Annotated in this window: 11 protein-coding genes and 1 tRNA gene; 7 read left to right on the top strand and 5 right to left on the bottom strand. The window is 60.6% G+C overall.

Annotated features, from left to right (window positions below; genetic code table 11):
• The first annotated feature begins 10 nt into the window (after positions 1-10).
• From JK213_RS12830 to hflX, 5 genes are read left to right on the top strand one after another with little or no spacing between them, the layout of a single operon-like run.
• Positions 11-736: a sigma 54-interacting transcriptional regulator gene (locus tag JK213_RS12830; RefSeq protein ID WP_194262247.1), complete on the top strand. Its 726-nt coding sequence runs from the start codon at positions 11-13 to the stop codon at positions 734-736.
• Entirely contained in the window at positions 733-3,132 is a 2,400-nt protein-coding gene (locus tag JK213_RS12835; RefSeq protein WP_194262248.1) for a PAS domain-containing sensor histidine kinase, read from the top strand. The genes JK213_RS12830 and JK213_RS12835 overlap by 4 nt, the downstream gene beginning before the upstream one ends.
• Positions 3,122-4,534 carry a sigma-54 dependent transcriptional regulator gene (locus tag JK213_RS12840; protein ID WP_194262249.1) on the top strand — a complete coding sequence of 471 codons (1,413 nt, stop codon included), beginning with the start codon at positions 3,122-3,124 and terminating at the stop codon, positions 4,532-4,534. Before JK213_RS12835 ends, JK213_RS12840 begins: the two co-directional genes overlap by 11 nt.
• A gap of 48 nt (positions 4,535-4,582) precedes the next feature.
• Positions 4,583-4,834 carry an RNA chaperone Hfq gene (gene hfq, locus JK213_RS12845; protein ID WP_194262250.1) on the top strand — a complete coding sequence of 84 codons (252 nt, stop codon included), beginning with the start codon at positions 4,583-4,585 and terminating at the stop codon, positions 4,832-4,834.
• Entirely contained in the window at positions 4,831-6,144 is a 1,314-nt protein-coding gene (gene hflX, locus JK213_RS12850) for a GTPase HflX (protein ID WP_194262251.1), read from the top strand. The genes hfq and hflX overlap by 4 nt, the downstream gene beginning before the upstream one ends.
• Positions 6,145-6,150: 6 nt before the next feature.
• Here hflX and JK213_RS12855 read toward each other — a convergent pair whose 3' ends face one another.
• On the bottom strand, positions 6,151-7,314 hold the full coding sequence (locus tag JK213_RS12855) for an OpgC family protein (RefSeq protein ID WP_194262252.1): 1,164 nt from the start codon (positions 7,312-7,314) through the stop codon (positions 6,151-6,153).
• Between the two features lie 106 nt (positions 7,315-7,420).
• Positions 7,421-8,875 (bottom strand): SulP family inorganic anion transporter, encoded by a 1,455-nt coding sequence (locus JK213_RS12860; RefSeq protein WP_194262253.1) that lies wholly within the window; start codon positions 8,873-8,875, stop codon positions 7,421-7,423.
• Positions 8,876-9,107: 232 nt separating this feature from the next.
• On the opposite strand from JK213_RS12860, the gene JK213_RS12865 reads away from it, so the two are divergent.
• Positions 9,108-9,183 (top strand) — tRNA-His (locus JK213_RS12865).
• A gap of 29 nt (positions 9,184-9,212) precedes the next feature.
• Here the strand turns inward: JK213_RS12865 and JK213_RS12870 are convergent.
• Entirely contained in the window at positions 9,213-10,148 is a 936-nt protein-coding gene (locus tag JK213_RS12870; protein ID WP_194262254.1) for a DMT family transporter, read from the bottom strand.
• Positions 10,149-10,400: 252 nt separating this feature from the next.
• On the opposite strand from JK213_RS12870, the gene JK213_RS12875 reads away from it, so the two are divergent.
• Complete coding sequence (locus JK213_RS12875) at positions 10,401-11,822, top strand: mannose-1-phosphate guanylyltransferase/mannose-6-phosphate isomerase (RefSeq protein WP_194262255.1); 1,422 nt, start codon at positions 10,401-10,403, stop codon at positions 11,820-11,822.
• A gap of 30 nt (positions 11,823-11,852) precedes the next feature.
• Here the strand turns inward: JK213_RS12875 and JK213_RS12880 are convergent, their stop codons facing one another.
• Together JK213_RS12880 and JK213_RS12885 are read right to left on the bottom strand one after the other, a co-directional pair.
• Entirely contained in the window at positions 11,853-12,776 is a 924-nt protein-coding gene (locus JK213_RS12880; RefSeq protein WP_228125463.1) for an SDR family oxidoreductase, read from the bottom strand.
• On the bottom strand, positions 12,773-14,179 hold the full coding sequence (locus tag JK213_RS12885; protein WP_194262256.1) for a hypothetical protein: 1,407 nt from the start codon (positions 14,177-14,179) through the stop codon (positions 12,773-12,775). The genes JK213_RS12880 and JK213_RS12885 overlap by 4 nt, the downstream gene beginning before the upstream one ends.
• Positions 14,180-14,446: the final 267 nt, after the last annotated feature.

Genomic DNA, 14,446 nt, shown 5'->3' on the forward strand with positions numbered 1-14,446 from the left:
TGCGCCGTTCATGACGGAAGTGTCCGTATCCGGTCTGGTCGAGCAGGGCTGTCATCCGGTTTTCCTTTACGGAGCCTCTCGGCTGGATCGGCAGGACGTGGCCCGTAGGCTCCACGGCCACAGTCCGCGCGCGCAGCATCCTTTCGTGGTTGCGGCCCTGACCGCCACCCCGCGTGCTCTGCGCGAGGTGGCACTGTTTGGAGGCGTCGAGGCGGGCTGGATCCAGCAGGCACAGGGCGGAACTCTTCTGCTGGATGAAATCGACTGTCTGTGTCCCACGATGCAGGACCGGTTCGTGGACTGTCTTGCGCAGACGGATCTGCGCGTCATCGCCGGAAGCCGTCACGATCCGCTCCTGCTTCTGCGGCAGGGGGGGCTGGCGGCAGGGCTGCACCAGTGGCTGTCGGCGCTGCCGTCGGCGCAGCGGATGGGGCCTGAACGCATCGGCGCGGTCTGTCGTCTGGCGGCAGGTACGGGCACGGCACGTCCTCGCGGACTGGAGCGTGCGCTGGAGCGGCCTTTGTCCGAATATCTTGAAGGTGATCTGGAAAACGGCGCGGGCGATCTGCATGCCTGTGTGGTGGGCGAAGTCGAACGGCCGCTAATTACAATGGTCCTGCGCCGGACCTGCGGCAACCAGCTGCGGGCTGCTTCCATTCTGGGAGTGAACCGCAACACCCTGCGCAAACGTATCCGCGAACTGGACATCACGATCCCGAAAGGCATCGACGAGTGAAATTTCGTTCCCTGAGGCGCCTGTTTGCAAGGCTGACGAGTGCCAACGGGGCGGTTCTTCTGACAGTTCTGGCGCTCGTACTGGCCTTTGCGACGTTCGTCGTACTGTCAGGCGGCATGTCTCTGGCGCACCGTCCGCAGGTTCAGGCAATCGTCTTCCTGCTCGATTTCATCACGCTTATGCTGATTGCGGCAGCGGCCGTGGTGCAGATCGGGCGGATGGTGGCCGAACGCAGGCTTGGTCTGGCGGGTGCGCGTCTGCATGTGCGGCTCATTACGTTGTTCGGCATCGTTGCGGTCGCCCCGACCATCGTCGTGGGGGCAGTCGCGACGCTGTTCTTTCACTATGGTGTGGAAATCTGGTTCTCCAACCGTGTGAATGATGCCCTGACGGAGGCACGATCGGTCGCAGTCGGTTATCTGCAGGAGCATAACGACAACGCCCGAACCGAAGCTTTCGCGCTCGCGAACACGCTGATTACGGTCCAGAACGACGAGCTTTTCTCTCGCGGGACTGATCTTTTCCATGACCCGGCGCGCCTTCAGGAATTTCTGGACGACGAAGTGACGGAGCGGGGCCTGACGGATGCGGAGGTCTTCGATCCCCTGACTTCTAAAGTTCTGGCCGTCGGTGGCCTTCTGGGCAGCGATGCGGATATGTCCACGGCCCCGCCACTTCCTCCGAAATCGGTTGTGGAACTGGCCCGGCATGGCGAAGCCGTGATTCTTGATCGCCCGGATCAGCGCAAAGTGCGGGCCGTGGTGGCGCTGGGTGGCAATTCGGGGCTCATGCTGGTCATTACCCGGCCGGTCGATCCGGATGTGGTGGAGCACATGCGCCGGACGGATACTCTGGTTGCGGATTATCAGCGGCTGATTGCCAATCGTGGCAAGACGCAGGTTCTGTTTGCAGTCATTTTCGCGCTGATGGGCCTGCTGGTTCTGGCGGTGGGAATGCTGACCGGTCTGGCGCTGGCCAACCGGATCGCTAATCCGCTGGGGCTTCTCATTCTGGCCGCCCAGCGGATTTCCAAGGGGGATCTGGGCGTTCGGGTTCCGGTTCCGGAAGACGCGGGGCAGGAAAAGGACGACGAGGTGACGGGGCTGTCGCGTGCGTTCAACAGCATGACGGATCAGCTCGAAAGCCAGCGTTCCGAGTTGATGCAGGCCTATGATCAGATCAACGAGCGCCGCCGCTTTACCGAAACCGTACTTGCTGGTGTCTCGGCAGGCGTGATCGGGCTGGACCGGGCGCAGGTGATCGAACTGCCGAACCGTGCAGCCTCCAGTGTGCTCCAGCGCGACCTCCAGCCCGCCATCGGCCGGAAACTGACGGAGCGTGTGCCGGAGTTCTCCGCCCTGCTGGAGGCGGCACGCATGGCGCCAGAGCGCGTCCATACGGCCGAAATCCAGGTGGATACCGAAGGCGCGCAGCGTCCGGGTGGACCGGGCGAGGGCGCAGGTGCGGGGGCGGGGCGCACGTTGCTTGTGCGGGTCGTGGCGGAACTGCGCGGGCAGGATGTCGCGGGCTATGTCGTGACCTTCGATGACATTACGGATCTTCAGTCCGCTCAGCGCAAGGCTGCGTGGGCCGACGTTGCACGTCGTGTGGCGCATGAGATCAAGAATCCACTGACCCCGATCCAGCTGGCGGCAGAGCGTCTGAAACGGCGCTTCCTCAAGGAAATCCACTCTGATCCTGAGACCTATACGCAGCTTGTCGATACGATCGTGCGACAGGTTGGGGATATCGGACGGATGGTTGACGAGTTCTCCGCCTTTGCGCGGATGCCACAGCCCGTCATGCAGCCGGAGGACTTCTCGAGGTTGTGTCGGGAGGCGCTGGTGCTCCAGCGTAATGCCCATCCCGAAATTGTGTTCGAGACCACTGGACTGCCTCCCTCAGGGCCAATTGTGCGGTGTGACCGGCGACTCATCGGTCAGGCACTGACAAACCTTTTACAGAATGCAGCCGATGCTATCAGCATGGCAGGCCGCGGAAAACCGGGAGAAACTGCTTCCGGACAGCCCGCAGGGCAGGCAGTGCAGCCAATAGGACACATTGTGGTGGGCTTGCACATTCGCGGCGGGCATGTCCTGCTAGACATAGAAGATGACGGGATCGGCCTGCCGACGGTGGAACGCCACCGGCTGACCGAGCCTTATGTAACCCACAAGGCGAAGGGCACCGGCCTCGGCCTTGCGATCGTCAAGAAGATCATGGAGGACCATTCCGGGATGCTTCAGCTCACTGATCGGGAACCAGACCTTTCCCGTGGCCCGACATGCGGGCAGCGGGGAACGCGCGTCACCCTGTCCCTGCCGTTATGGGAGCAGGAGAGCCATGTCCCGGGGGAAACGGACCTTCAGACTATGAGGACAGCAGATGGAACATGAGATCCTGATCGTCGATGACGAACCGGACATCCGGTTCCTCATCGAGGGTATTCTGAACGATGAGGGCTACAGAACCCGGACAGCCGGCAACTCGGATCAGGCGCTCGAACTCTTTCGCGCGCATCGTCCGTCGCTGGCAATTCTGGACATCTGGCTTCAGGGCTCCCGGCTGGATGGAATCGAACTGCTCAAGATTTTCCAGACCGAGGAACCCGGCCTGCCGACGCTCATGATCTCGGGTCACGGCACCATCGAGACGGCAGTGTCGAGCCTCAAGCTTGGCGCCTATGACTTCATCGAAAAACCGTTCCAGTCGGACCGGCTGCTGGTGGTGGTGCGGCGCGCGCTTGAAGCCGCGCGCCTGCAACGTGAGAATGCGGAACTGCGCCTGAGGGCTGGCCCGGAAACGACCCTTTCGGGAGAGGGTGCCGTCATTTCGGCCATCCGTGCCCAGATTGAACGTGTTGCCCCCACCAATTCCCGTGTGCTGATCAGCGGTCCGGCCGGGGCAGGTAAGGAAGTGGCAGCGCGGATGATCCATGCGCGCTCCCGCCGTGCGGAAGGTCCGTTCATTGCCCTGAACTGTGCGACGCTCGCGCCCAACCGCTTCGAAGAGGAGCTGTTCGGTCTTGAGGGCGAGGACGGCCAGCCGATGCGTCGTGGCGTGTTAGAGCGTGCCCATCGTGGCACGCTGCTGCTTGATGAAGTCGCGGATATGCCGCCTGAAACGCAGGGCAAGATCGTCCGCGCGCTTCAGGACCAGACCTTCGAGCGTCTGGGCGGTAATACGCGGGTGAAGGTGGATATCCGTGTCATCGCGACCACCAACCGTGATCTTCAGTCAGAGATCGCCGCACACCGGTTTCGGGAAGACCTGTACTACCGGCTTGCGGTCGTCCCGCTGCGGATTCCTTCGCTGCGCGAACGGCGCGAAGACATTCCGGGTCTTGCGCGGCACTTCCTTGACCGCTGCGCCGAGTCTTCGGGCCTGCCGGTGCGGGAGCTGTCGGTGGACGCTCTTGCCGCGCTGCAATCCTATGAGTGGCCGGGCAATGTGCGGGAGTTGCGCAACCTGATGGAGCGGCTGCTGATCATGATGCCGGGGACGGGCAATGATCCGATTCGCGCGGACATGCTGCCCTCCACCATCAGTCAGGGTGCGCCGTCCATGACACGCCTCAATTCGGGTGCGGATGTCATGAGCCTGCCGCTGCGTGAGGCACGGGATCTGTTCGAAACGCAGTATCTTCAGGTGCAGCTCATGCGCTTTGGCGGTAATATCAGCCGGACGGCCAGCTTCGTCTGCATGGAACGCAGTGCGTTGCATCGCAAACTCAAGCAGCTTGGCGTGACAACCAATGAAGATCGTGCGCCTGCTTCATCCACGCCGGTGAGTGGCTGAAATGACGCGCCGGTTTTCCTTCTCTTTCCTCTGTCGACTGATAACAGCGTGACTTCAGAACATTCCTCTCCTGTCGGCCCTCGTGCCGTTCAGGAGGCCTTTCTCGATCATCTGCGCCGGACGGAAGCCTCCGTGACGGTTTTTCTGGTCAATGGCGTGAAGCTTCAGGGAATCCTGGCCCAGTCGGATGCGCAGACCCTGTTGCTGCGGCGGGATGGCCATGTGCAGCTTGTTTACAAACATGCCGTCAGCACGATCATGCCGGTCACGGCGATGAATTTTGTGGAAGAAGAACTTTGAGCGGTTTCGACACCAAAAAACCCGCAACACGCGCCGCCGTTATTCTGCCGTGGGAAAAGTCGGGGCCGCAGGAAGAAATCCGGGCGGCCGATGCACGGCTTGAGGAAGCCGTCGGTCTGACGGCGTCTATCGGACTTGTCGTGGTGCGTCAGGCCGCAATCCTGCTGCGTGCCCGTCGCCCCGCGACCCTTCTGGGAAGCGGTCAGGTCGAGCAGCTCGCCGAGGCGGTCAAGCTCGACGATGTGGATGTGGTCGTCATTGATGCGCGGCTGTCGCCCGGTCAGCAGCGCAATCTTGAAAAGGCGCTGGCCTGCAAGGTTGTGGACCGGACGGGGCTGATCCTTGATATTTTCGGCGCGCGTGCCGCCACCCGTGAAGGTGTGTTGCAGGTCGAACTGGCCCATCTGGAATACCAGCGTTCGCGCCTCGTCCGGTTGTGGACCCATCTTGAGCGTCAGCGGGGCGGCTTTGGCTTCCTTGGCGGTCCGGGTGAGACGCAGATGGAAGCCGACCGCCGGATGCTGGCTGAGCGGATCGGCAAGATCCGCAAAGAACTGGAACAGGTGCGCCGGACACGCGGCCTGCATCGTGAATCCCGCAAGCGCGTCCCGTTCCCGGTCGTGGCCCTCGTCGGCTACACCAATGCGGGCAAGTCCACGCTGTTCAATGCCCTGACCGGGGCGTCCGTTCATGCGCAGGACCAGCTTTTCGCTACGCTGGACCCGACCATGCGCGGCATGCGCCTGCCGTCCGGGCGGAATGTGATCCTGTCCGACACCGTGGGATTCATCAGTGAACTGCCGACCGAACTGATCGCGGCTTTCCGGGCGACGCTTGAAGAAGTGGCGCAGGCGGACGTGATCCTGCATGTCCGCGATATTTCGCATCCCGACAGCGTGGCCCAGCGGGCAGACGTCCTGAACGTGTTGGATGGCATGGTGCGGGACGGTGTGCTGGATTCACACTGGTCGGACCGCACGATCGAGGTTCTGAACAAGGCCGATCTGGTGGGCGGTGTCGAGGCTGTTCCGAAGCGGGAGAATGCTGTCGCGATTTCCGCCATCACAGGCGAAGGTCTGCCGGACCTCTTCGAGGTTCTGGACCAGTATCTGACGCGCTCCATGAAATCCGTCGATGTGCGTCTGCCCATTACGGATGGCGCGGCGCTGGCATGGCTTTACCAGCATGGCGAAGTGGTCGGCCGGACAGACCGGGACGATGGAATGGATGTGCAGGTCCGTCTGTTCTCGGCGGATCTGGAGCGTTTCGAACTGCTTCATCCAGACCGGATCGTGCAGCCGGACGCCTGAGTTTTTCTACTCGGACGCCGGTGTCGCCGGAGCTGCGCTGCGTGAAGAGGCGCGGGCGGCTCTGGCGCGCTGGCGGACACGGTCCAACGGTATGGCCAGCGCGTAGGTCAGACCGAGGCCGACCACATTCATCACAAGCTGTTCCCACAGGTTGATGCCGAAGCTGGCGAACATCAGCCGTCCCAGAAGGTCTAGCACCGTGCTGCAGGCAAAGACTTCTAGGGAATTCCGGCCGAGCAGGGCAAGGCTCTGGCCGATGCGGTCTGCGGAGATGCGGCGCAGCGCAGCGGAAGACTGCACAAGATAGAAGATCGCCATGATGTCCAGCAGCCGCCAGATGGCCAGCGTGGATTTGCCCATATTGGGCGGGGCTGGAAAAATCCGCAAAAACGGGACGTGCCAGTATTCGTAGGGAAAGCACAGCACAAACGCGCCTGCGAGATAGGCCAGACACAGAGCTTTGGCCCAGGGACGATACGGCAGATCGCCGTTGTTTTTCGCGGCCCAGACAGCCCCCAGAATCCCAAGAATATAGAGAAACTGCCAGCCGAACGGATTGAGATACCATCCACTGGGATCGAGCCAGTTGGGAATGGTGAGGTGCGGGTCCAGATTGGCGATGGCCCAGATACCGACGCTGAGCGCAACAAGCAGCCACAGGCTGCGCTTGAGAATCCAGTAAATCAACGGAAACAGCGCCAGAAGCACGACGTAAAGCGGCAGGATGTTCAGGTAGCTTGGAAGCGCATCGAAAGTCAGGATACGCCACAGCCAGCTATAGCCGTGCGCGAGCTGCGGCTCGATCGTATATTCGGGCAACGGCTGATAGTGCCGCCACTGCCGAACCGTCCAGACGAACACCAGCGTCATGCCGGTCTGGTACAGGTACAGCTTCAGGCAGCGGGCCAGAATACGGTGAATACCGGTTTTCCAGCCTTCGCGGTCGATCAGGCGCCCATAAGCCAGATAGGAGGCGTAACCCGCCAGCATGACGAAAATCTCGGCGGCATCGGCAAATCCGAAATTGCGGATCGTGATGCGATTGAGCAGATCATCCGGAACATGGTCCACCAGCATCATCAGCAGCGCAAGACCGCGTAGGGCATCCACGCGATGATCGCGGGAAATCTTTCGCGTTAAAGCTGATGGGGAGGGTTGGGGCGGCTCCATAATCTCTTCTTACCGTCAGAGCGTGGGCAGGGGTATGGGGCCAGATTACGGCCACATTAAAGATTGGACGGAATTCATCCCCAATCTGCCCCGCCCGGATCGTCTTTTATAGCGCGAGCAGGGCTTCGTTCGACTGGCTTGCCAGAATGCCATGTCGTTCGGGATGCAGCCCCATAACTTCGACAGTACGACCGCGCGCGCGCAGTTTGCCGATAATTTTTTCCAGAACCTGAACGGACGTGATGTCCCACAGACGGGCCTCGCTCAGATCCAGCACAACAATAGGGGCGTCAGTATGGTAGTCGATCGCATCGGAGAGGCTGTCTGCGGACGCAAAAAAGACCTGACCGGACGCGCTATATGTCAGCACATCGCCGGAACGCTTTTCCGTGACGCGCAGCAGGTTCGCGGCGTGCCAGGCGAAGAACACGCCTGAAAGCATGACGCCAACCGCAACGCCTGCGGCCAGATCGTGGGTCATGACGACCACGGCCACGGTGACGAGCATGGTCAGGCTGGACAGGCGCGGATGGCGGGCCAGATCGCGCAGGCTTCCCCAGGAGAACGTGCTGGCGGAAACCATGATCATGATGGCGACAAGAGCGGCCATCGGAACCTGCCCGACCCAGCGGTGCAGCAGTACCATGAGAGCCAGCAGGAATGCGCCTGCGGTGAAGGTGGACAGACGCCCGCGTCCGCCATAGCGCAGATTGCCAACGGTCTGGCCAATCATGCCACAGCCCGCGATGCCCCCGAACGCACCGACGAAAATGTTGGAAATGCCGAGGCCTGTGCATTCCATGCGCTGGTCGCCGTGAGTATCGGTGATGTCATCGACAACAGAGGCCGTCATCATGGATTCCAGCAGGCCCACAGCGGCCATAGCCAGAGCATAGGGCAGCACAACGGACCATGTGGCCCAGTCCAGCGCGATATGCGGAAAGGTCAGTCTGGGCAGACCGGTCGGGAGGTCGCCGAGATCGGAGACGGTATGAACCGGCATCGGATAAAACATCGTGATGGCAGTGAGAACCACGATGCAGATCAATGGAGAAGGAATGGCATCGGACAGGCGGGGCAACAGATAGATAATGACAAGGCCCAGCGCGATCAGCGCATAGGTGTGCCAGCTCACCCCCAGCATCTGCGGGACCTGTGCGGAGAAGATCATGATGGCCAGAGCATTGACGAAACCGGTCCGGACCTCGGCGGGAACGAACCGCATGACGGCCTGAAGCCGCAGCAGACCAAACAGGATCTGAAACCCGCCAGCAACCAGTGTGGCAAGAAGCATGGCCTGAACGCCATGGGCGTGAACCAGTGGTGCGGCCACCAGAGCCACAGACCCCGCGGCCCCCGAGATCATCCCCGGACGCCCGCCGAAAATGGCGATCGAAACGGAAATGACGAAGGACGCGAACAGCGAGACTGCTGGCGAAACACCGGCGATATAGGAGAATGCAATGACCTCGGGAATGAGGGCAAAGGTTCCGACCATTCCGGCCAGCACTTCGCGCAGAGGGTTCTGTGCCCACTGGCGACGATAGAGAGCGGGAGTCATGAAAATCCTTGAGGGCAGGGCGTGAACGGGGTGCGACGTATTCAGGCCCGGCGCGGCAATGATGCATGCAGTGTAACCCGGCTGGCCTCAGGATTGAAGAGATGGAATTGCCGGGAGAACCGACATCAGCGCGGGTGGAAGCGGCCAAAAAAAAATCAGGAGTGTGAAAAAAAATGCGTCAAAAGACTGGACGAATGCCCCAACCTTCCTCTAGAGAGTGCGTCGCTGTGTGGCGGATGTAGCTCAGTCGGTAGAGCGCCGGTTTGTGGTACCGGTTGTCGCGGGTTCGATCCCCGTCATTCGCCCCAGCACTTCTTCTGAAAATCTGAATAAGCGTTCAACTGGGCTTTGCGGTCTCAGCCGGGTGGTTGTGTCTGTGCTCCCAGCGTTCTTCCAGCGCCATGCGCTCGAAGCGCAGTTTCTGTCGGATCCAGTTCAGCATGCCCGACAGCGTCACGACGATGATTCCCATGAATGTCCAGTTGTCCAATGGCTGATGAAACAGCAGGTAGCTGAACGCGACGGCCCAGACCATCTGGCTGTATTGCGGCAGCGCGACCCGGTTCGCGGGGGCGACGGCTGTGGCCATCATCATGAAGAGTTGCCCCAGAGCGGCCAGAAAACCGTATCCGAACAGAAGGGCCCAGACCCGCAGCCCATGTGGCCATGAGGCATGGGTGATCATGAGAAGGCCGTCGCCGATCAGCGGTCCGAACAGGCTTGATCCGAACAGGGAAAGCCGTGCGCTTTTGTCTCCGGCCAGTCGATAAGACACGACGCTGCTGGCATTGGCGAGCGCGGCGACGATGGCGCAGACATGGCCGAGGTGAAATGCCCGGGCGCCGGGACGCAGGACGATCAACACGCCCAGAAAACCGATTCCAACCGAAAGCCACGTCCAGAACGAAACCTTTTCCTTCAGGATCGTCACGGAAATGATGGTGACGAAGAACGGCATCAGAAACATCAGCGACAGCGCTTCTGGCATGGGAAGCAGCATGAAAGCCATGACGCTGGCGGCTGTTGAGACGAATGTTGAAACAGCGCGCAGAATCCACATGCCCGGCCGGTTCGTCGCGAAAATATCGGAATAGGGTTCGTCTGGTCGGCGTATGAAGGGCAGCAGCAGAAAGCCGAAAACGCCGCCTGAAAAAGCGACTTCGAAAGAATCGAGGTGCCCCGCAAGCCCTTTGGAGCAGGCATCGCTGATGGCAAAGGCGGCGTATCCGAGAAGTGCCAGCAGGATGCCTGAGGAGAAAATGTTCTGTCTCATGGATCTGTTTCTCCGCAGGCGAGGCTGTTTCCCGTGCGGAGACAAGAAGACCTGCTACTGTCGGTAGTCAATCTCTACCGCTTTCCGGACTCCTTTTTGTGCGTTGTAATCATTAATATTAAATCAATATTGGATTTGGCGAAAGTATCTGTAAAGCAAAATTGGAATAGCTCTCACCTTCATGTATGGTGCCGGTCATTCGGGTAGGCTGTATGGCCCCCATCTCCTGGATGAAAAAGCGTGAGCCCCCTTATGTCTCAGAAGATTGTTCCAGTCATTCTCTCCGGTGGATCAGGCAGCCGCCTCTGGCCAGTGTCGCGCAGCAGCTATCCCAAACAGTTCTGGCCTCTCCTGACGGAACGGACTCTGATTCAGGAAACCGCTCTGCGCGGTGTCCGTGCGGAACTCTCGGCACCGATCGTGATCTGTAATTCCGAGCATCGCTTTATCGTGGCGGAACAACTGCGGGATGTCGGTGTCGATAATGCCCGGATCATGCTCGAACCCGTCGGACGCAATTCCGCGCCCGCCATTGCGGCAGCAGCTTTCCTCGTGGCCGAGACCGATCCGGATGCCATTCTGTGGATCATGGCCGCGGATGCCGCGATTACCGACGAAGCTGCGCTTTATGCGTCTCTGGGACAGGCCGTCTCTGCGGCAGCCGAAGGGCGGATCGTGACATTCGGCATGAAGCCGACGCGCGTTGAAACCGGCTATGGCTATATTGAGAGCGGCGCGCCTCTTCCGGGGCTGGATGGTGTTTTCGAAGTGTCGCGCTTTGTCGAGAAGCCTGATGCCGCAACCGCAGAGGCTTTCTTCCGCGATGGCCGGTATCTGTGGAATTCCGGCATGTTCGTGACGCAGGCCAGCGTTTTCCTCTCTGAAATCAAGACGTTCGAGCCGGACATCTATGAGCATGTCGGACAGGCCGTTCAGGCCCGTCACAGCGATCTGGACTTCGACCGGCTGGATGATGCGAGCTTCCGTCAGGCTCCGGATATCTCCGTGGATTACGCCGTTGCCGAGCGTACCAAGCGTGCGGCTGTGGTGCCGGGCACGTTCGGATGGTCCGATATCGGAAGCTGGGACGCGCTCTGGGATCTGTCTTCCAAGGACGATGCGGGCAATGCCACGTTTGGTGATGTGTTCCTTGATGGTGCCAAGAACTGTTACGTTCGGTCGGACGGAATCGTTGCCACGGTCACTGGCGTTGAAGATCTGGTCGTCGTTGTGACGCAGGATGCTGTCATGGTGTCGCATCGTGACCGCGCGCAGGACGTCAAGCACATGGTCAACCGTCTGAAGAAGGCGGGCCGTAAGGAGGCTGTGGCGCATAACCGCATGTATCGCCCGTGGGGCTTCTATGAGAGCCTGATCCAGGCAGACCGTTTCCAGGTGAAGCGCATTGTCGTGGAGCCGGGTCAGAAGCTCTCGCTGCAGAAGCACTTCCATCGTGCCGAGCACTGGGTCGTCGTTGGCGGGACGGCGCTTGTGACGCGCGATACGGACCAGATCATGGTTCGTGAAAATGAGAGCGTCTATCTGCCGCTGGGCTGTGTGCACCGTCTTGAGAATCCGGGCCGCATTCCGCTGACGCTCATCGAAGTCCAGTCCGGCCCCTATCTGGGCGAAGACGACATCGTGCGTATCGAAGACGTTTACGCCCGCAACTGAGGCAGGCCGTAAACCCTGATCCGTTGAGGATCAGGGTTTACGCTTCTCCGGAGTGCGGCGCCCGAACAGATGGTGAAGCCCGTTGGCAAGCGGAATGGGCGTCACCCCCAAACGATGTTCCATCGGGCCAATATCGAAGTTCTTGTCTTCCAGAAGTCTGCGGATTTCTTCCGGCGCGATCTGGGGCAGCCCGCGGATATGGCGCGTGACATGAGACAGCGCCATGAGCATCCATCCCGGTAGGGACATGATGGGACGGCCGCCAAGCTCCGCAAAATACAGCACCATACGAACGAATGTCCGGTATGCCACAGCGGTCGGGCCTGCGATGACGATACTCTCGGGGCCTGAGACATCTCCGCTCTGAATGAGGCGGATGGCTGCGACGACGCACCGTGTTACGTCGCGCTGGTCGATGGGCTGCACAAGGGCGCGCCCTCCGCCCGGCAGCGGAATGACCGGCAGACGTTCCAGCAGCTTGGCCAGCCTCTGCACGTTGTCTTCGCCCTGAGCGCCGTAAATCATGGTCGGATGCAGCAGAATCGAAGGGCGACCATCTGCCTGGAGTGCAGCCTCACCGGCCAGAACGCCGCGTCCGTGATCGTCCGGCCAGTTCGTGAACTTGCGCGTGCTGCCCAGCGCGACGATGGGCGCGGTCGTGGCGGCGAGAATAGCGGGCAGATGGCGCGCATGGGCCGTATTCACGACAATCGCGGCATCTTCGAAGGCCAGCGGCAGCGTGGCGGGGTCTGTCAGATCGGCAATTCGGACGGCCTGACAGGCCTGTGCGATGTCCGGCGCCAGATTGCCATGACTGCGGAGGACGGCAATGATCTTCTGCCCTTGCGCCAGAAGGGTACGGCACAGGGCCGCTCCTGAGCGTCCGCTGGCGCCGATGATGCAGACCGGGCCGTTACTGAGTGGCGTGTGAGGTGTGATGTCCTCGGGCATCATTGTGCAAAAGCCTTCAGATCGGGGGAGGCGAGAAACGTCAACATTGCAGCGGGTGAAGACATGGCCGCATTGAGCGCCGTCAGGGACATTGGCGTTGCGGAAGCGTAAGTGACCGTCAGAGTACGGCCTGCGGGATGTTCCACATAATCCGGAATCGCTGCGAGAGCCGGATTGGCGGAAAGGCCCGCCTGCAGGACCTGTGCGGTCTGTTCGCGGATCTGCTCTGCGGTGGTGCCGTTTCCGATCTGTCGCGCTGCAAGAAGAAAACCGGCATCAAGAAGCCGATCGCCCTGCAAGGAGATTGTGATGTTCTGCAGAGCCGTGGACTGAAGCAACTGCTGTTGTGACGGGTGTCTCTCTGTGAAGTCTGTCTGGATGGTGCGCGCATCGGCGGTGAGGGTCATGAAACCCGGAACTGCCAGGGTGGCATTGGTTCGTGACGTGTGATCCGCGAGGTTTGAGACCTGCACATAATGCGCGGTCGAGCCCGCACCGTTGATATGGAAGGGTAGTTTTTCGTCGCTTTGGAAGTGAAAGCCTTTCAGATCCTGTGTCACGGTCGCGATCTGGTTTTCCAGAGTGCCTGTCCCGTGCAGATCGTCCAGCCGGAACAGGCCAGAAGTCATGTTCAGTCTGAAATTATGGGCCGCAAAGCTCTGGGGAGGCGCTATCTGTGATGGGAGAGGAAGATGGTCCCAGAGCGCTGCGACCTGCGCTGCGAGATCGACCTGTTTCAGATCGAGCCGTTCCAGACTGGCCTGGCCGCTGACAAGCTGTGGATCATGGCCGGGGGCCTGAAGCGTGCGTTCGTAAGCTACTGTTGCAGCATCGGCCCGCAGGGTTGTGAGCAGGGCCGGTCCGTAATTGTCCACTATCAGGCGTCGGGTGAAGAGACTGTGAACGTTCACGGGGGCGGGGGGAGAGGACTGCGCGAGATTCTGGATCGAAAGCTGTTCAATCTGCCCGTGGGCAAGGGTGACATGCGCCAGATCGATGCGGGAATGGCCTTCTGCTGCCTCCCGTGCTTTCGGCAGGATCAGTTTCCGCAGGCTGAGCGTGCTACCGTGAATGATCTGGGTCGGTGTCTGAAGAAAGGGTTCACGGACTTCTACGCCGCGGATGGAAAGCCTGCCATCTGGCATCGGGCGGGGGTGCCCCAGCCGCATCCGGGAGGCGCGCAGGGTGATGGATCCGTCACGCAGAGTGATATCTGTCAGGGTGGCGCCGAGAGCGAGGATGGACGGTGTGGCGGTTCCGTAAGTGAATGTGGTTCCGGGCGGAAGGGCCGCCCGGAAGCTCGAAAGACCGCGGACCAGCTCCATATGGGCTTCGTGATGAACACCGGCCAGGCCGATCACAGCCGTTACTGAAATCAGGCTCGCCGCGAGCCAGGGTTTTTTCACGTTGATGTTCCTGTCTAAACGGCCCCGCACAGGCGTCGGGCGTGAACGTTCTGTGTGGCCGCAGGATACCATTGTCGTGACATGGAGCAATGCGGACCTCGTTTTTGTTGCGGTAATGGGATACCATATTGCCAAAAATGGCTGAAAACTGCTGCGAATCACATAATTCAATGTGTGAACGGGGCTTGACGCGCGCGCCGCAGACGGCAATAAGGCCCCACCTGATCCGCCTCGTGGGGAAGGAGGGTGTCTTCGGACATCGTTTTG

Source organism: Gluconobacter sp. Dm-44 (genome assembly GCF_018256175.1).
Taxonomy (GTDB): domain Bacteria; phylum Pseudomonadota; class Alphaproteobacteria; order Acetobacterales; family Acetobacteraceae; genus Gluconobacter; species Gluconobacter cadivus.

Coding starts and splice junctions, on each gene's coding strand:
- JK213_RS12830 (WP_194262247.1), top strand. CDS start 11: ATGACGGAAGTGTCCGTATCCGGTCTGGTCGAGCAGGGCTGTCATCCG.
- JK213_RS12840 (WP_194262249.1), top strand. CDS start 3,122: ATGGAACATGAGATCCTGATCGTCGATGACGAACCGGACATCCGGTTC.
- JK213_RS12855 (WP_194262252.1), bottom strand. CDS start 7,314: ATGGAGCCGCCCCAACCCTCCCCATCAGCTTTAACGCGAAAGATTTCC.
- JK213_RS12860 (WP_194262253.1), bottom strand. CDS start 8,875: ATGACTCCCGCTCTCTATCGTCGCCAGTGGGCACAGAACCCTCTGCGC.
- JK213_RS12870 (WP_194262254.1), bottom strand. CDS start 10,148: ATGAGACAGAACATTTTCTCCTCAGGCATCCTGCTGGCACTTCTCGGA.
- JK213_RS12875 (WP_194262255.1), top strand. CDS start 10,401: ATGTCTCAGAAGATTGTTCCAGTCATTCTCTCCGGTGGATCAGGCAGC.
- JK213_RS12880 (WP_228125463.1), bottom strand. CDS start 12,776: ATGATGCCCGAGGACATCACACCTCACACGCCACTCAGTAACGGCCCG.